Source organism: Pseudoxanthomonas sp. 3HH-4 (genome assembly GCF_006716465.1).
Taxonomy (GTDB): domain Bacteria; phylum Pseudomonadota; class Gammaproteobacteria; order Xanthomonadales; family Xanthomonadaceae; genus Pseudoxanthomonas_A.
Genome location: NZ_VFPB01000003.1, coordinates 115,033 through 131,202, shown reverse-complemented (window position 1 = coordinate 131,202; position 16,170 = coordinate 115,033). Strand labels below are relative to the sequence as shown.

Genomic DNA, 16,170 nt, shown 5'->3' with positions numbered 1-16,170 from the left:
GCTGGAAAGGGCCGCATTGCGGCCCTTTTTCGCGGAAGGGGACGTATTCCGATACCATGGCGGCCCGTTGCCAGACCGGAGCGGCCGTGCCCCGCGCGCGGCGACACGCCTCCGGCAACATTTTCCTTTCCGGTTGCCTCTGCATGTTGCCCCTCGTCGCCCTGGTGGGTCGTCCCAACGTCGGCAAATCCACCCTGTTCAATGCGCTGACCCGCAGTCGTGACGCTCTGGTGCATGACCAGCCCGGCGTGACGCGTGATCGCAACTACGGCGTCTGCCGCCTCGATGAGGACGCCCCTTTCCTGGTCGTCGATACCGGCGGCATCGCCGGTGAGGAAGAGGGCCTGGCGGGAGCCACGGCACGCCAGGCGCGTGCGGCGGCCGAAGAGGCCGACCTGGTGTTGTTCATCGTCGATGGCCGTGAGGGCGCTTCCGCGCTCGACGACGAGATCCTGGCCTGGCTGCGCAAGGCCGCGCGCCCGACGCTGCTGGTCATCAACAAGATCGATGGCATCAACGAGACCACCGCGCTCGCGGATTTCGCCCGCTACGGCTTCTCCGACGTCATCACGATCTCGGCTTCGCACCGACAGGGCATCGACGACCTGCTGGAGGAAGTCCACCAGCGGCTTCCCGAAGAAGGCGCGACAGCCGGTCTGGACAACGATCCGAACCGCATGCGGGTGGCCTTCGTAGGCCGTCCCAACGTGGGCAAGTCCACGCTGGTCAACCGCCTGCTGGGCGAAGAACGCATGATCGCGTCCGAAGTGCCGGGCACCACGCGCGACTCGATTGCCGTGGACATGGAGCGCGACGGTCGCCAGTACCGCCTGATCGACACCGCCGGCCTGCGACGCAAGGGTAAGGTGGAGGAGGCCGTCGAGAAGTTCAGCGTGGTCAAGACGCTGCAGGCCATCGAACAATGCCAGGTGGCCGTGCTGCTGCTGGATGCGACCGAAGGCGTCACCGACCAGGACGCCAGCGTGCTGGGCGCCGTGCTCGACGCCGGCCGTGCGCTCGTGGTGGGCATCAACAAGTGGGATGGACTGACCACTTACCAGCGCGAACAGGCCGAAGCCTTGCTCGCCCGCAAGCTGGGATTCGTCGAGTGGGCCGAGGTGGTGCGCATTTCCGCGCTGCATGGTTCCGGCCTGCGCGAACTGTTCAAGGCTATCCATCGCGCGCATGCGTCGGCGACGAAAGAGTTCGGCACCAGCGAGGTCAACAAGGCGCTGGAAGTCGCGTACGAAACCAACCCGCCGCCGAGCATCCGCGGCCATGTCTCCAAGCTGCGCTATGTGCACCCGGGCGGCGCCAATCCGCCGACCTTCATCGTCCATGGCACGCGCTTGAAGGTGCTGCCGGAATCGTACAAGCGGTACCTGGAGAACTTCTTCCGCAAGCGCTTCAAGCTGGTCGGCACGCCGGTACGCTTCATCTTCCGCGAAGGCAGCAACCCGTACGAAGGCAAGAAGAACGTGCTGACCGAGAAGCAGATCGCCAAGAAGCGCCGCCTGATCCGTCACGTCAAGCGCGGCAAGTGACGGCTTACCCGACCCGCATCGATTTCGCTTCCGCTCGCGACATCGTCCGCGGGGTCGCCGGCAACCGGATGCTGAAGGCGGAGCGGGTTCCGGTGACGCGTGCCAGCGGTCGCGTACTGGCCGAGGACATCATGTCGCCCATCGCGCTCCCGCTGTTCGACAACAGCCGCATGGACGGCTTTGCGTTTGCGCATGCCAGCTTGTCGAAGGAGGGTCCGACCACGCTGCGCCTGATAGGCCAGCAGTTCGCGGGGCGACTGCAGGACCTGGAGGTCGGTGCCGGTGAGTGCGTCCGCATCACGACCGGTGCACCGTTGCCGCGCGGCACCGATACGATCGCCATCAAGGAAGATTGCGCCGAGGAGGCGGATGCGGTCCGCGTGCCTGCCGGCATCGCGCCGGGTGCGGATGTCCGCCGTGTCGGCGAGGACGTGCAGGCGGGCGTCCGTGTCCTTGAGGAAGGACAGTGGCTGACGCCGGCCCGCGTTTCGCTGGCTGCGGCGCTGGGTATCGCATCGCTGGCCGTCACGCAGCGCCCGACCGTGGCCGTGTTCACCACCGGTGACGAACTGGTGGAGCCCGGATTGCCGCTGGCGCCGGGCCAGATCTACAACAGCAACCGCGACCTGCTCATGGGCCTGCTGCGAGCGGAGGGCCTCGAACCGACGGCATGGCCGACCCTGCCAGACGATCCTGAGCGCATGAAGTCCGTGCTGACCGATGCCGCGGCGGCGTTCGACGTAGTCATCACCTGCGGTGGCGTGTCGGCCGGCGAGAAGGACCACGTTCCCGGCCTGCTCGCGATCCATGGCAGCATCCATTTCTGGAAAGTGCGCATGAAGCCCGGCATGCCGGTGCTGTTCGGCGAGATGGACCGTGCGCTGTTCCTCGGCCTTCCCGGCAACCCGGTCTCGGTACTGGCGACGTTCCTGGCGCTGGGTCGGGACCTGCTGGATGGGCTGCAGCGCCGACGCGAGCCGCGCCCGTCATGGACGGCGGTCCTTGCCACCCCTTGGCGGAAGACGCACGAACGCCTTGAATTCCTGCGCGGCTGGCTGGACAGCACGCCGGACGGACGGCTGCAGGTGGTGCCGAATGCCGCCGATGCCTCGCACCAGCTGCGCGCGGTGGCCGACAGCAATGCGCTGATCGTGCTTCCCGAGGGCGCACGCGAGTATCGCGCGGGCGACGTGGTCGACGTGATCGGCTGCTGAGGCGGGCCGCACGGCGACTTGCGCGATAATCGCCGCATGGCCATCCGTGAAATCGAACCCCGGGACGTTGCCGCACTGCTGGCGCAGGGCAGCGTGTTCATCGACGTCCGTGAGGACCACGAGCGCGCCACCGGTCAGGCGGAAGGCGCACGCGGCATCGCCAAGGGTGTGCTCGAGCGCGATCCCACCGAACACCTGCCGGACCGCGATGCCAACATAATCCTGATCTGCCAGAAGGGCGGGCGATCGCTGGAAGCCGCGCGCGTGCTGGCGGCGGCGGGCTATACCCGCCTGGCTTCCGTCGCCGGGGGAACCTCGCGCTGGATCGAAGAGCGTCGCGTGATCGTGGTGCCGGCACTGTCCCAGGAAGCGCGCGACTTCAACGAACGTTATTCGCGCCACCTGCTGCTGCCCGAAGTCGGCGTCGCAGGGCAGCAGCGCCTGCAGCAGGCACGCGTGCTGATGATCGGCGCGGGCGGACTGGGATCGCCGGCGGCGTTCTACCTTGCCGCCGCCGGTGTCGGGCACCTGCGCATCGCGGACGATGACGTGGTCGACCGCAGCAACCTGCAGCGCCAGATCCTGCACACCGAGGCCCGTATCGGCGAGCCGAAGGTCGCGTCCGCACAGGCGACGCTGGCGGCACTCAATCCGCTCACGAAGGTGGAAGCGGTAGAGGAGCGCGTCACGGCAGAGAACGTCGAGCGGCTGCTCGACGGCGTGGACGTGGTGCTGGATGGCGCCGACAACTTCCCGGCCCGCTACCTGCTCAACGACGCCTGCGTGAAGCTGCGCAAGCCACTGGTGTACGGCGCCGTGCAGCGGTTCGAAGGGCAGGTGAGCGTGTTCGACGCCGGTCGCCATCGTGGCAAGCAGCCGTGTTATCGCTGCCTGTTCCCGGAACCGCCTCCACCGGAGTTCGCACCCAACTGCGCCGAGGCCGGCGTGCTGGGCGTGCTGCCCGGCGTGATCGGCCTGTTGCAGGCCACCGAAGTGATCAAGCTGCTGCTGGGTGCGGGTGAAACACTGGCGGGCCGGTTGCTGCACTTCGATGCGCTCGCCATGCGCTTCCGCGAAACCCGCCTGCGCCACGATCCGGACTGCCCGGTCTGCGCCGCTGGCCGGCCGTTCCCCGGTTACATCGATTACGCGGCGTTCTGCCGCAGCGGATAGTCAATCCAGCGGACGCATCCGCAGGCCGTCGCGGAACTGGCGGGGCGTGATGCCGGCATCGCGCTTGAAGGCAGCACTCAGATGGCTGTGGCTGGCGAAGCCGCAGGCGAGGGCGATGTCCGTGATGTCGTCGTTGCGGTTGAGCAGGTACCAGCGCGCACGGCGCAGCCGCTGCGCGAGGATGTATTGCGCAGGCGTGGTCCCGAAGGTGCGGCGGAATGCGATCAGCAACTGGTGCACGCTCATGCCGGCGAGCGCCGCGAGCGTGGACAGTGCGATGCGTTCGCCCAGGGCGCTTTCGATGTGGTCGCTGAGCTGTCGTGCGATATGGGGCGACAACACCATCGACGCGGTGGCTGGCGTGGCGGGCAGCCGATAGACGTCATACAGGTGCTGGCGCAGCAGCAACTGCAGGCGCTCGGCCATCATCGCCGACAGGTCGTCGTCCTGCTGGCTGAGTCGCCCCAAGCGGGCAACGCTGTAATGCAGGAATTCGTCGCGATGGCCGAGCCTCGGCATCAGGCCATCGATCGCGGCGCGCCGGTCGGTGCCCACGTCCACCTCCGCGGCGGGAGACACGCGCAGTTCTGCGTAGGTGATGATCTGGCCGGACGCTTGGCTGGCATAGCGTTTCCCGGCGGGGACCAGCCAGATGTCGCCCGGGGAGGGGGGCGTGTGGGTGGCGCCGACCCCATCGATCTCGGTATCCAGTTCGCGCATGGTGCCGCCGAGATGGACGATGACGGTATGGCGCGGCTCGTCGATGGCCCAGAGCGTGCGTTGCCGGATGTCTTCCTTGCAGAGCAGCACCTCAACGCCTGGCCAGTGCGCCTGCGCCAGCACGCGGTACTGCGGCGTCTGGCCGGGTTCCGGATCGGCAGTGGTCGCTAGGGCAGCGTGCGGCTCAGTAATGTGAGTTGAAGCCGGAGAATTTGACAGCGGATGGGACATCGTGAAAGCCCGCCGGGGTGCGTTCACCTCATCTTAGACGCGCCTCGCGGCGCTTGCCCATCCTGTTGTTGGGCATCGCCGCGAGGTTCCGTCCCAAGCCAGGAGCATTCCCATGACTGATCATTCCATCCGGGGCAAAGTCGCCCTGATCGCCGGCGGCGCCAAGAACCTCGGCGGCCTGATCGCCCGCGACCTTGCTGCGCAAGGTGCTGTCGCCATCGCCATCCACTACAACAGCGATGCGAGCCATGCCGACGCCGAAAAGACCCTTTCCGCGATCCGCGATGCCGGTGCCCGCGCCGTCGCGTTGCAGGGCGACCTGACTACCGCGGGTGGCGTCGAGCGGCTCTTCGCCGATACGGTCGCGATGGTGGGTCGGCCGGACATCGCGATCAACACGGTGGGCAAAGTGCTGAAGAAGCCGATCACCGACATCTCGGAAGCCGAGTACGACGAGATGGCGGCGGTCAACTCGAAGGCGGCGTTTTTCTTCCTGAAGGAGGCCGGCAAGCACGTCAACGACAACGGCAAGGTGGTCACGCTGGTGACCTCGCTGCTCGGCGCTTTCACGCCGTTCTATGCATCGTACGCAGGCACCAAGGCGCCGGTGGAACACTTCACCCGTGCCGCGGCCAAGGAGTTCGGTGCACGCGGCATTTCTGTGACCGCGGTAGGCCCCGGTCCAATGGATACGCCGTTCTTCTATCCGGCCGAGGGCGAGGATGCAGTGGCGTATCACAAGACTGCTGCAGCGCTGTCGCCTTTCAGCAAGACTGGATTGACTGACATCCAGGACGTGGTGCCTTTCATCCGGCACCTCGTCAGCGATGGTTGGTGGATCACCGGGCAGACCATCCTCGTCAACGGTGGTTACACCACCAAGTGAGGGCGGCCGGGAGCGGGCTGTGCGGCCCGTTCCCGGATCGAAAGTCTGGTAATGGATTGCGGTAATGTTGGCGCGCGGGGCTGGCCCGCGCGAATCACCTGCCGGGGAGGGTTACACCGTGCGGACCTTGATCTTCATCGTCGTGGGCCTGCTGATCGCGGGCTTCGCCATGTGGCTGGCCAGGCCGGCCAAACGTCGTGCCGCGGCGGTGTTATTCAGCCTGGGCTGGTTGCTCGCCGTGCTCTGGAACCTGCGTACGGGCATGTCGCACGGTTACTCGCTGCAAGAAGAGTTGCCCATCCAGCTGTTGATCTTCGCGATACCTGTGGGAGCAGGTGCATGGCTGGCGATGAAGGCGCCGCGTCGTTAGGGTAGGCGCGTCCATCCGGTAGACTGCCCGCATGAGTGCAGAATCCGGTGCCAGCCAACTGGTCAGTGTCGTCGCCCTGCTGGGTGCCGCCGTCGTCACCGTACCGATCTTCCGGCGCCTGGGCCTGGGATCGGTGTTGGGCTATCTTGCCGCCGGTCTGGCGATCGGCCCTTTCGGCCTGAAGTGGTTCTCCGATCCGCAGTCCATCCTGCACGTTGCCGAGCTCGGCGTGGTGATGTTCCTGTTCGTGATCGGCCTGGAAATGCGGCCCAGCCACCTGTGGAGCCTGCGCAAGCAGATCTTCGGCCTGGGAACGCTGCAGATCGCGGTGTGTACGGTGTTGCTGACCGGCGTGGGACTGGCCTTTGGCTATCCGTTGGCTGTTTCGTTCATCGGTGGCATGGGCTTCGTGCTGACCTCGACGGCGGTGGTCATGCAGTTGCTGGCGGAGCGCGGCGACGTCGCGTTGCCGCATGGCCAGAAGGTGGTGTCGATCCTGCTGTTCGAGGATTTGCTGATCGTGCCATTGCTGGTGCTGGTGGCCTTCATGTCTCCCCAGGTGGTGCAGCCTGAGGAGGGCTCGCGCTGGATGGCGATCGGCATCGGCGTGGCATCGCTGGCGGGCTTGATCGCCGCCGGCATCTGGCTGCTGAATCCGTTCTTCCGCATCCTCGCCGCGGCCAGGGCGCGGGAGGTGATGACGGCGGCGGCCCTGCTGGTGGTGCTGGGCGCGGCGCTGCTGATGCAACTGGGCGGCCTGTCGATGGCGATGGGTGCGTTCCTCGCGGGCGTGCTGCTTTCCGAGTCGACGTTCCGCCACCAGATCGAGGCGGACATCGAACCCTTCCGCGGCATCCTGCTGGGACTGTTCTTCCTGGGCGTGGGCATGGCGCTGGACCTGGGCGTGGTGGCGGCCAACTGGCCGCTCATCGTCAGCGCAGTGCTTGCGATGATGGTGGTGAAGGCCGCCTGCATCTACATGGTCGCGCGCGTCACCCGCAGTTCGCATGCCGAAGCGCTCGACCGTGCGGTGCTTATGGCGCAGGGCGGCGAGTTCGCCTTCGTGCTGTTCGCTGCCGCCGCAGCGGCCGGCGTCATCGATGCCACCGTCAATGCCAACCTCACCGCGATCGTGGTGCTGTCGATGGCGTTGACGCCGCTGTTCGTGCTGTTGATGCGCCGGTTCACCCATCCGGAGCAACCCTCGATGGAAGGTATCGAGGAAGCGAAAGGCCTCAGCGGCAGCGTGTTGATCATCGGCTTCGGCCGCTTCGGCCAGGTGATGAGCCAGTCGCTGCTGGCACGCGACGTGGACGTCACCATCATCGATACCGACATCGAAATGATCCGCAGCGCGGAGGAATTCGGCTTCAAGATCTACTACGGCGACGGCACGCGGCTGGATGTGCTGCGCGCGTGCGGCGCACAGACGGCGCAGTCCATCGCGATCTGCATCGACGACAAGGACGCGGCGAGCCGCATCGTGGAACTGGTCAAGCACGAGTTCCCGCAGGCGCAGGTGCTGGTGCGCTCGTTCGATCGCGAGCACTCGCTGGCGCTGATCGCCGCAGGCGTGGATTTCCAGATCCGGGAGACGTTCGAATCCGCGGTGGAGTTCGGTCAGGCCGCGTTGATGAGCGTGGGCATGTCGCGCGAAGATGCCGAGACGATCGCACTGGAAATCCGTCGGCGGGATGCCGAGCGCCTCGAACTGGAGATCGCGGGCGGCGACCTCAGGTCAGGCATCCCGGCGCTCTACGGCAACGCCAAACCCACCAAGCCCACGCCGACCCCGTTCACCAAGCCCAAGCGCGAGGCGAAGGCACTGAACGAGGAAGCCGCCGAGATCATCGGAGAGGAAGAAGAGGAATAGCGTTCCGGATCAGTCGGCGCGCGTGAGAAAGTCGCGGATCGCCGGCCAGTAGGCGGGATCCGCCGACAGGTCGTCATGGCCTGCGAGCGGAAAGTCCACCACCTGCGCCGGCCCCTTGAACGATGCCAGCAGGCGGTCGGTGTGCGGCGACGGCACCACCACGTCCTGTCCGGCGCGCAGCACCAGCACCCTTCCTTTGTATGCGGGCAGCCGTGCGACGGAATCGTAGCGATCCTTCAGCAGCAGGCGGACCGGGAACATCGGGTAATGCGACTGGGCGACCGCCACCAGGCTGTCGAATGGCGTGACCAGGATCAGGTTGGCGACGTCGCGCTCGGCTGCCAAGTGGACCGCCATGCCGCTCCCCAGGCTGCGACCCGTGACGGCGATCATGCCGGCGGGGTGGCGCCTGGCGACGTCGTCATGCAGCGCCAAGGCATCGGCGAGCAGTGCGGCCTCCGACGGCTCGCCGTCGCTTGCGCCGTATCCCCGGTAGGCCACCAGGTACACGGTATGCGTCGGCAGCCAACGGGCGAAGGCGTCACGGTTGGCTTGCACAGACTCTGCATTGCCGCCGAAGTACAGCACGGCATCTTTGCGGCCGGGATTGATCACCCAGCCCCGCAGGACCGCATCCGGTCGCGCGAGGACGAAGTCCGTCTGCTCCGGAGCGACCCGGGTGAACTCTGGGTAGTAGATCAGGCGGCGCTGCTGCAGATAGAGCAGGGCACAGAAGGCGAGATAGGCGGCGATCGCGAGCGCAGCGATCCATAGGGCCATGCGACGGACGCGATGTTCAGCCATGGCGTTCCTGCGCTGCCTTGAACGCGGCCAGCTGTTCCGGCGTCGCCTCCGCCTGGTGTCGCGCCTTCCAGTCGGCGAACGGCATGCCGTAGACCCGCTCGCGCGCCTCTTCCTTGTCCATCTCGATGCCCGACTCTGCGGCCGCTTCGCGGTACCAGTCCGCGAGGCAGTTGCGGCAGAAGCCAGCCAGGATCATCAGGTCGATGTTCTGCACATCGGTGCGGTCGGTGTTGAGGTGCTTGAGCAGGCGCCGGAACGCGGCGGCTTCCAGTGCGGTGGTGTCAGTCATGGCCTTGTTCCATAGGGTGCCCCTTGGGCGCGATGCCTTTGAGGCGAAGGGGAACAGCATCGCGCCCATGGGGAGCTCCTACAACATGGGGATGGAATCGGGGACAATGTGCACCGACTCTACATCGCACCTCCCCATGACTGCCCGAATTCTGGACGGCCGCCGCATCGCCGAAAACCTGCTCGACCAACTGAAGGTCCGGGTGGACGCGCGGGTGGCCGCGGGCCAGGCGCGCCCCGGCCTGGCCGTGGTGCTGGTGGGCGGAGATCCCGCTTCCACCGTTTACGTGCGCAACAAGCGCCGCGCGGCGGAAAAGGTAGGCATCGCCGCCTACGACTACGACATGCCGGAAGGTACCTCCGAGGCGCAGCTGCTGGGCCTGATCGACCAGCTGAATGCGGATCCGAAGATCCACGGCATCCTGGTGCAGCTTCCGCTGCCGGGCATTCCGGACGCCACGCGCCTGATCGAACGGATCGACCCGCGCAAGGACGTGGACGGGTTCCATCCAGCCAACGTCGGCCACCTGGCCCTGCGCCAGTTCGGCCTGCGGCCGTGCACGCCGCGCGGTATCACGACGCTGCTCGGGTATACCGACCAGCCGGTGCGTGGCCGCAACGCCACCATCGTCGGCGTCAGCAACCACGTCGGCCGCCCGATGGCGCTGGAACTGCTGATCGCCGGCTGCACCGTCACCAGCTGCCACAAGTTCACCCCGCGCGACGTGCTGCAGGCCCGGGTCGGCGATGCCGACATCCTGGTGGTCGCCGCGGGCAAGCCTGGCCTTGTTCCGGGCGAATGGGTCAAGCCCGGGGCCGTGGTGATCGATGTCGGCATCAACCGGCTGGACGATGGCCGACTGGTGGGCGATGTCGGCTTCGAGGCGGCCGTCGAGCGCGCCAGCTGGATTACGCCCGTGCCGGGCGGGGTGGGTCCGATGACCGTGGCCACGCTGATGCAGAACACGCTGGAAGCGGCTGAAGCACGCGCCTGAAAGGCGGCCGAGGGGCTTTGTGGGAGCGATGTCAGTCGCGATGGGGCTTTACCGGTGGCCCTATCGCGACTGACGTCGCTCCCACGTGCCCATGACAGGCAACGGGAAAGCATCGTTCCAGTTGCCGCAGCAGGCGGAAGCCCCGCCGATCAGGGTATAATGCCGCGCTTCCCCAACTATCCGGGCCCGCCGATGCTGCGCATCCAGGCTGAAGCACTGACGTACGACGACGTTTCCCTCGTCCCCGCCCATTCCACCGTCCTGCCCAAGGATGTCAGCCTGGAAACGCGCCTCACGCGCGACCTGCGACTGAAGCTGCCGATCGTTTCGGCCGCCATGGACACCGTCACCGAGGCGCGCCTGGCCATCGCCATGGCCCAGTTGGGCGGCATCGGCATCCTGCACAAGAACCTGACCGTCGAACAGCAGGCCGCTGAAGTGGCCAAGGTCAAGAAGTTCGAAGCCGGCGTGATCAAGGAGCCCTTCACCGTCGGGCCCGAAACCACGATTGCCGAAGTGCTCAAGCTCACCCGCGCGCGCAACATCTCCGGCGTGCCGGTCGTCGACGGTGGCCAGCTGGTCGGCATCGTCACCAGCCGCGACATGCGCTTCGAGAAGAAGCTCGACGATCCGGTGCGCCACATCATGACCAAGAAGGATCGCCTGGTCACGGTGAAGGAAGGCGCCAGCGACGACGAAGTGCTGCAGCTGCTGCACAGGCACCGCATCGAGAAGGTGCTGGTGGTGAACGACGCCTTCGACCTGCGCGGCCTGATCACCGTCAAGGACATCCAGAAGAAGACCGACAATCCCAACGCCGCCAAGGACAGCGCCAGTCGCCTGGTCGTCGGCGCCGCGGTGGGCGTTGGCGGCGACACCGACCAGCGCGTCGAAGCGCTGGTGGCCGCGGGCGTCGACGTCATCATCGTCGACACCGCGCACGGCCACTCGCAGGGCGTGCTCGACCGCGTCAGCTGGGTCAAGAAGCGCTTCCCGCATCTGCAGATCATCGGCGGCAACATCGTCACCGGCGATGCCGCACTGGCGCTGATGGACGCCGGCGCCGACGCGGTGAAAGTGGGCGTGGGCCCGGGCTCCATCTGCACCACCCGCATGGTGGCGGGCGTGGGCGTGCCGCAGATCACCGCCATCGACATGGTGGCCGAAGCCCTGCAGGACCGCATCCCGCTGATCGCCGACGGCGGCATCCGCTACTCCGGTGACATCGGCAAGGCGATCGCCGCTGGCGCATCCACGGTGATGATCGGCGGCCTGTTCGCCGGCACCGAGGAAGCGCCGGGCGAAGTCGAACTGTTCCAGGGCCGCAGCTACAAGAGCTACCGCGGCATGGGCAGCCTGGGCGCGATGGAGAAGGGGTCGAAGGACCGCTATTTCCAGGACGCCAGCGATGCCGACAAGCTGGTGCCGGAAGGCATCGAGGGCCGCGTGCCGTACCGCGGTTCGGTCGGCGGCATCATCCACCAGCTCGTCGGCGGCCTGCGCGCCACGATGGGCTACGTGGGCTGCGCCACCATCGAGGAGATGCGCGCCAAGCCGAGGTTCGTGGTGATCACGGGCGCCGGCCAGCGCGAGAGCCACGTGCACGATGTGCAGATCACCAAGGAACCACCGAATTATCGGATGGGCTGATCGTTGCCAGAGAAGGGAGACGCCAGCGTTTCCCTTCTTCGTTTATAGCCGCAGGACACCATGACGAATATCCACACCGACAAGATCCTCATCCTAGACTTCGGCGCGCAGTACACGCAGCTGATCGCCCGCCGCATCCGCGAGATCGGCGTCTACTGCGAGATCTGGGCGTGGGACCACGACCCGGACGAAATCGCGAAGTTCGGCGCCAAGGGCATCATCCTGTCGGGCGGCCCGGAATCGACCACCCAGCATGGCGCCCCCGCCGCGCCGCAGCAGGTATTCGACAGCGGCCTGCCGATCCTGGGCATCTGCTATGGCATGCAGACGCTGGCCGCACAGCTGGGCGGCGCGACGGAGGCCGCGGACGCGCGCGAATTCGGCCACGCCGAAGTGCAGCTGGTTGCACACGACGCGCTGCTGGGCGGCCTGAGCGACCACCAGGGTGAGCCGCGCATCGATGTGTGGATGAGCCATGGCGATCACGTCGCGAAGGCGCCGCCGGGCTGGACGATCACCGCCACCACCGACCGTATCCCGGTCGCGGCGATGGCGCTGGAAGAAAAGCACTGGTACGGCGTGCAGTTCCATCCGGAAGTGACGCACACCAAGCAGGGCCAGACGCTGCTGCGCCGCTTTGTTGCCGACATCTGCGGTTGCAAGACATTGTGGACGGCCGCCAACATCATCGAGGACCAGATCGCCCGCGTGCGCGAGCAGGTGGGTTCCGATGAAGTGATCCTTGGCCTGTCCGGTGGTGTCGATTCCTCTGTGGTTGCGGCACTGCTGCACAAGGCCATCGGCGACCAGCTGACCTGCGTGTTCGTCGATACAGGCCTGCTGCGCTGGCAGGAAGGCGACCAGGTGATGGCGATGTTCGCCGAGCACATGGGCGTGAAGGTCGTGCGCGTCAACGCGGCGGACCGCTATTTCAAGGCGCTGGAAGGGGTTGCCGACCCGGAAGCCAAGCGCAAGATCATCGGCAACCTGTTCGTCGAGATTTTCGAAGAGGAATCGAACAAGCTGAAGAACGCCAAGTGGCTGGCGCAGGGCACGATCTACCCGGACGTGATCGAGTCGGCCGGCAGCAAGACCGGCAAGGCGCACGTCATCAAGAGCCACCACAACGTCGGCGGCCTGCCCGAGCACATGAAGCTGGGCCTGGTGGAGCCGCTGCGCGAGCTGTTCAAGGACGAAGTGCGCCGCCTTGGCGTCGAGCTCGGCCTGCCGCGCACGATGGTCTACCGCCATCCGTTCCCGGGTCCGGGCCTGGGTGTGCGCATTCTCGGCGAGGTTAAACCCGAGTACGCGGAGCTGCTGGCCAAGGCGGATGCCATCTTCATCGACGAACTGCGCAAGGCTGACCTGTACGACAGGACCTCGCAGGCCTTCGCGGTGTTCCTGCCGGTGAAGTCGGTGGGCGTGGTCGGCGACGCGCGCGCGTACGAATGGGTCATCGCGCTGCGCGCGGTCGAGACGATCGATTTCATGACCGCGCACTGGGCGCACCTGCCGTACGACTTCCTGGGCACGGTGAGCAATCGCATCATCAACGAACTGCGTGGCGTGTCGCGCGTGGTCTACGACATCTCGGGCAAGCCGCCCGCGACGATCGAGTGGGAATGATGGATGGCGGCGGCGCATGGCCGCCGCCGCGAGGAAATCCGCCGGAATCTCTTCCGGCGGTCTGACGCGTCACTGGATGGTGGTGTTGTCTGCGCGCACCAGGCAGGACTCGAAGCCCGACACGGCGATGCCTACCGAGGTGTTTCCCTTGCAAAGTGCGGGTTGGCCCGAGAGTCCCGAGACCCCGGGCTCGCGCATCATCAATGCATTGTTGATCAACTGGCCGCCCGTGGTGGACGCGCCCTGCGCCCAGCCGGTGAACCAGATTCCGATGGCGTTCGTGTCCGTGCGGCGACGCAGATCAAGGACATGATTGTTGACCAGGCGAGGGTTGGTCGAGCCGGAGATCATCATGCCCACCAGCATGTAATCGGCCGTCAGGCCCGCGATGGTGTTGTTGATGGCTTCCTGGCCGGTGGCTGAAACTTCGGGCGAAAAGGGAAACAGGCTGATCCCGACAACCTGGTAGGCGGTGTCGGGGAGGATGTTGGACACGCGGTTGTTTACCACGCGGGCGTCGTGACCCCAGACCGCAATGCCGTTGGACAGCACGTTCTCGACGCGATTGTTGAGGACTTGGGTATTGCGACCCTCGTAACCCGCGGTGATCCCACGGTCGAAGTTCCTTACCACGCAATTCTGCACGGTCACGTTCTCCAGTCCGGGCATGCCAGCGATACCGTCCGAGCCGGCCGACAGCGTCTCTGCCTGGATGCTACGGCCCCGACAGTTGAGTACCACGTCACTGGAGGCGATGTGGACGCCGTAGTGGCTCTGGATGACAGCATCATTGCGCAGACAGTAGTTGCCGGGCGCGGTGATCGTGTATGGCAGGGATGTGATGATGGTGGAGCACGTGGTCGTACCCCCCTCCTGCGCGAGGGCGGGGGCGCCGAAGGTGGCCAGGGCGAGCACTGCAATGAACTTGTTGAACATTTGCGCATCCTTGTGATCGATTGATGGAATGGGGCACGCGCTAGCCCTCCACTTGAAAAGGCGAGTCGGTGGTATCGGCGGAGTCCCCACGACGATTCTATTCAATGTCGTCTCAATCGCTGTGACGAGCGCCATGTTCCCGTGCACCTCACCGTTGTGCGTCGAGGGAGCTGCAGGCGACAATCCCTGAGCTGGCATGGGACGGGCGATCAGGACGCGAAGACGTGGATGACGAATACTGGATGCGCCACGCCTTCGCGCTGGCCGACCGCGCCGAGCGCGAATTCGACGAGATCCCGGTCGGCGCCGTGCTCATCGGCGCCGATGGACAGGTACTGGGCGAAGGCTGGAACCGCAACATCGCCGACCATGATCCCAGCGCGCACGCCGAAATCGTGGCTATGCGGCAGGCAGGCGGGGCGCTGGGCAATCACCGGCTGGTCGGCTGCACGCTGTACGTCACGCTCGAGCCCTGCGCCATGTGCGCGATGGCGCTGGTGCATGCGCGGGTCGCGCGGCTGGTCTTTGGCGCTTCCGATCCCAAGACCGGCGCATGCGGCAGCGTGTTCGATCTGGTCGCGGATCCGCGCCACAACCATCGCGTCGAGGTTGTCGGTGGCGTGCTGGGCGACGAAGCCGGTCGCCGCCTGACCAACTACTTTCGCGCCAAGCGAGGACGTCCGCTGGTCTAGTTCGATGAGACCGGCATCTTCCGCTTCACCTTGCGGTGGTCCATCTCTTCGTTGATTGCGGTGACGGCCAGGGTCGATTCACGGGCCAGCAGCAGGCTTGCGGCCAGCATCGCCACCACGCCCAATGCTGCGAGCCAGGTAGGCAGCGAGCCCAGCCTGTGCCCGGTGAACGTATCCACCGCCACCGCCAGGCTGGTGCCGACGAAGCAGCTGATCGCGCCATAAAGCAGCTGGCCCGCGCGCAGGATGATCAGGCTGCGCTGGCGCTGCAGCGCGATCCGCTTTTCCAGCAGTTCACGCCCCGCGTCTTCTTCCATCTCGGCCAGCTCACGCAGCAGCGTGCGCGCCCGATCGATGATACGTGCGAGACGGTTGTTGGCTGACAGCAGCAGTGAGGCGGTCGCGGTCAGGAAGAACGCCGGCGCCAGCATCGCGGTGAGCACGGTGTGGTCGGTGGTCGGATTCATGGGCCGGTCGCGGGAAGGGTCTGCGTTATGATGACATGATGCGGCATGCCCGCATCCCCGGTGCGGATATCCGGGCCTTCTTTCCGTCACGGACTGCTGCATGGCATCGCAAAACACGCACAACGACCGCCTGATCTGGATCGACCTGGAGATGACCGGTCTGGACACCGATCGCGATTCGATCCTGGAGATCGCCACCGTGGTCACCGATTCCCGCCTGAACGTACTCGCCGAGGGGCCGGAGTTCGCGATCGCGCACCCGGTCGCGGTGCTGGAGGCGATGGACGACTGGAACCGCAACCAGCATGGCAGGTCGGGCTTGTGGAAGCGCGTGGTGGAAAGCCAGGTGACCCTGGGCCAGGCCGAGGCGCATACGGTTGCGTTCCTCAACGAGTGGGTGCCCGCTGGCGCCTCTCCGATGTGCGGCAACTCGATCTGCCAGGACCGTCGCTTCCTGCATCGCCTGATGCCGCGGCTGGAGAAGTACTTCCACTACCGCAACCTCGATGTCAGCACGCTCAAGGAACTCGCGCGCCGCTGGGCACCGCAGGTGCTGGAAGGCGTGCGCAAGCAGGCCAGCCACACCGCATTGAGCGACGTGCGCGACTCCATCGAAGAGCTGCGTCACTATCGCAGGCACATGGCGGCGCTCGCCGGCGAGTGAGGCGTCGGGCCGAGCTTGCTCGGCTTCACGACAGGTT

The 16,170-nt window shown here is 66.2% G+C and carries 16 protein-coding genes; 11 read left to right on the top strand and 5 right to left on the bottom strand.

Translation table 11 applies throughout. The annotated features are described in order from the left end of the window. Positions 1 to 143: 143 nt before the first annotated feature. Genes der through moeB form a run of 3 tightly spaced genes read left to right on the top strand, consistent with a single transcriptional unit; the run spans position 144 to position 3,931 of the window. Positions 144 to 1,544 carry a ribosome biogenesis GTPase Der gene (gene der / locus FB548_RS10560; RefSeq protein ID WP_142124746.1) on the top strand — a complete coding sequence of 467 codons (1,401 nt, stop codon included), beginning with the start codon at positions 144 to 146 and terminating at the stop codon, positions 1,542 to 1,544. Further along, a complete protein-coding gene (gene glp, locus FB548_RS10555) occupies positions 1,541 to 2,758 on the top strand; it encodes a gephyrin-like molybdotransferase Glp (RefSeq protein ID WP_142124745.1) in 1,218 nt (405 codons plus the stop codon). The genes der and glp overlap by 4 nt, the downstream gene beginning before the upstream one ends. 36 nt (positions 2,759 to 2,794) lie before the next feature. Beyond that, positions 2,795 to 3,931, top strand: a complete 1,137-nt coding sequence (gene moeB, locus FB548_RS10550; RefSeq protein ID WP_142124744.1) for a molybdopterin-synthase adenylyltransferase MoeB — start codon at positions 2,795 to 2,797, stop codon at positions 3,929 to 3,931. Here the strand turns inward: moeB and FB548_RS10545 are convergent, their stop codons facing one another. Beyond that, complete coding sequence (locus FB548_RS10545; protein ID WP_142124743.1) at positions 3,932 to 4,882, bottom strand: AraC family transcriptional regulator; 951 nt, start codon at positions 4,880 to 4,882, stop codon at positions 3,932 to 3,934. 112 nt (positions 4,883 to 4,994) lie between these two features. Between FB548_RS10545 and FB548_RS10540 the strand changes: the two genes are divergently transcribed. The 3 genes from FB548_RS10540 to FB548_RS10530 all read left to right on the top strand — a co-directional run bounded on the left by FB548_RS10540 (position 4,995) and on the right by FB548_RS10530 (position 8,011). Then, positions 4,995 to 5,768 carry an SDR family oxidoreductase gene (locus FB548_RS10540; RefSeq protein WP_142124742.1) on the top strand — a complete coding sequence of 258 codons (774 nt, stop codon included), beginning with the start codon at positions 4,995 to 4,997 and terminating at the stop codon, positions 5,766 to 5,768. 64 nt (positions 5,769 to 5,832) lie between these two features. Further along, entirely contained in the window at positions 5,833 to 6,138 is a 306-nt protein-coding gene (locus FB548_RS10535) for a hypothetical protein (RefSeq protein WP_221625946.1), read from the top strand. Positions 6,139 to 6,169: 31 nt separating this feature from the next. After that, a complete protein-coding gene (locus FB548_RS10530) occupies positions 6,170 to 8,011 on the top strand; it encodes a monovalent cation:proton antiporter-2 (CPA2) family protein (RefSeq protein WP_142124740.1) in 1,842 nt (613 codons plus the stop codon). Between the two features lie 9 nt (positions 8,012 to 8,020). Here the strand turns inward: FB548_RS10530 and FB548_RS10525 are convergent, their stop codons facing one another. Continuing rightward, positions 8,021 to 8,815 (bottom strand): alpha/beta hydrolase, encoded by a 795-nt coding sequence (locus FB548_RS10525; RefSeq protein ID WP_255470500.1) that lies wholly within the window; start codon positions 8,813 to 8,815, stop codon positions 8,021 to 8,023. Next, positions 8,808 to 9,104, bottom strand: a complete 297-nt coding sequence (locus tag FB548_RS10520; RefSeq protein WP_142124739.1) for a DUF1244 domain-containing protein — start codon at positions 9,102 to 9,104, stop codon at positions 8,808 to 8,810. The genes FB548_RS10525 and FB548_RS10520 overlap by 8 nt, the downstream gene beginning before the upstream one ends. A gap of 136 nt (positions 9,105 to 9,240) precedes the next feature. Here FB548_RS10520 and folD point away from each other — a divergent pair, with 136 nt between their 5' ends. The 3 genes from folD to guaA all read left to right on the top strand — a co-directional run bounded on the left by folD (position 9,241) and on the right by guaA (position 13,374). Further along, entirely contained in the window at positions 9,241 to 10,098 is an 858-nt protein-coding gene (gene folD / locus FB548_RS10515; protein WP_255470499.1) for a bifunctional methylenetetrahydrofolate dehydrogenase/methenyltetrahydrofolate cyclohydrolase FolD, read from the top strand. A gap of 192 nt (positions 10,099 to 10,290) precedes the next feature. Beyond that, the gene (gene guaB / locus FB548_RS10510) at positions 10,291 to 11,748 is read left to right on the top strand and encodes an IMP dehydrogenase (RefSeq protein WP_142125045.1); all 1,458 of its coding nucleotides are present in this window, start codon (positions 10,291 to 10,293) and stop codon (positions 11,746 to 11,748) included. 60 nt (positions 11,749 to 11,808) lie between these two features. Further along, positions 11,809 to 13,374 (top strand): glutamine-hydrolyzing GMP synthase, encoded by a 1,566-nt coding sequence (gene guaA, locus FB548_RS10505; RefSeq protein ID WP_142124737.1) that lies wholly within the window; start codon positions 11,809 to 11,811, stop codon positions 13,372 to 13,374. A gap of 69 nt (positions 13,375 to 13,443) precedes the next feature. Here the strand turns inward: guaA and FB548_RS10500 are convergent, their stop codons facing one another. Further along, a complete protein-coding gene (locus FB548_RS10500; RefSeq protein ID WP_185742083.1) occupies positions 13,444 to 14,310 on the bottom strand; it encodes a right-handed parallel beta-helix repeat-containing protein in 867 nt (288 codons plus the stop codon). A gap of 224 nt (positions 14,311 to 14,534) precedes the next feature. On the opposite strand from FB548_RS10500, the gene tadA reads away from it, so the two are divergent. After that, positions 14,535 to 15,002, top strand: a complete 468-nt coding sequence (gene tadA / locus FB548_RS10495) for a tRNA adenosine(34) deaminase TadA (RefSeq protein WP_255470498.1) — start codon at positions 14,535 to 14,537, stop codon at positions 15,000 to 15,002. Here tadA and FB548_RS10490 read toward each other — a convergent pair. Next, entirely contained in the window at positions 14,999 to 15,469 is a 471-nt protein-coding gene (locus FB548_RS10490) for a DUF2721 domain-containing protein (protein WP_142124735.1), read from the bottom strand. The genes tadA and FB548_RS10490 overlap by 4 nt on opposite strands. Positions 15,470 to 15,569: 100 nt before the next feature. On the opposite strand from FB548_RS10490, the gene orn reads away from it, so the two are divergent. Further along, entirely contained in the window at positions 15,570 to 16,133 is a 564-nt protein-coding gene (orn, locus tag FB548_RS10485; protein WP_142124734.1) for an oligoribonuclease, read from the top strand. Positions 16,134 to 16,170: the final 37 nt, after the last annotated feature.

Coding starts and splice junctions, on each gene's coding strand:
- folD (WP_255470499.1), top strand. CDS start 9,241: ATGACTGCCCGAATTCTGGACGGCCGCCGCATCGCCGAAAACCTGCTC.
- FB548_RS10490 (WP_142124735.1), bottom strand. CDS start 15,469: ATGAATCCGACCACCGACCACACCGTGCTCACCGCGATGCTGGCGCCG.
- FB548_RS10520 (WP_142124739.1), bottom strand. CDS start 9,104: ATGACTGACACCACCGCACTGGAAGCCGCCGCGTTCCGGCGCCTGCTC.
- FB548_RS10540 (WP_142124742.1), top strand. CDS start 4,995: ATGACTGATCATTCCATCCGGGGCAAAGTCGCCCTGATCGCCGGCGGC.
- FB548_RS10525 (WP_255470500.1), bottom strand. CDS start 8,815: ATGGCTGAACATCGCGTCCGTCGCATGGCCCTATGGATCGCTGCGCTC.
- der (WP_142124746.1), top strand. CDS start 144: ATGTTGCCCCTCGTCGCCCTGGTGGGTCGTCCCAACGTCGGCAAATCC.
- guaA (WP_142124737.1), top strand. CDS start 11,809: ATGACGAATATCCACACCGACAAGATCCTCATCCTAGACTTCGGCGCG.
- FB548_RS10535 (WP_221625946.1), top strand. CDS start 5,833: ATGTTGGCGCGCGGGGCTGGCCCGCGCGAATCACCTGCCGGGGAGGGT.
- moeB (WP_142124744.1), top strand. CDS start 2,795: ATGGCCATCCGTGAAATCGAACCCCGGGACGTTGCCGCACTGCTGGCG.
- orn (WP_142124734.1), top strand. CDS start 15,570: ATGGCATCGCAAAACACGCACAACGACCGCCTGATCTGGATCGACCTG.
- FB548_RS10500 (WP_185742083.1), bottom strand. CDS start 14,310: ATGTTCAACAAGTTCATTGCAGTGCTCGCCCTGGCCACCTTCGGCGCC.
- guaB (WP_142125045.1), top strand. CDS start 10,291: ATGCTGCGCATCCAGGCTGAAGCACTGACGTACGACGACGTTTCCCTC.
- FB548_RS10530 (WP_142124740.1), top strand. CDS start 6,170: ATGAGTGCAGAATCCGGTGCCAGCCAACTGGTCAGTGTCGTCGCCCTG.
- FB548_RS10545 (WP_142124743.1), bottom strand. CDS start 4,882: ATGTCCCATCCGCTGTCAAATTCTCCGGCTTCAACTCACATTACTGAG.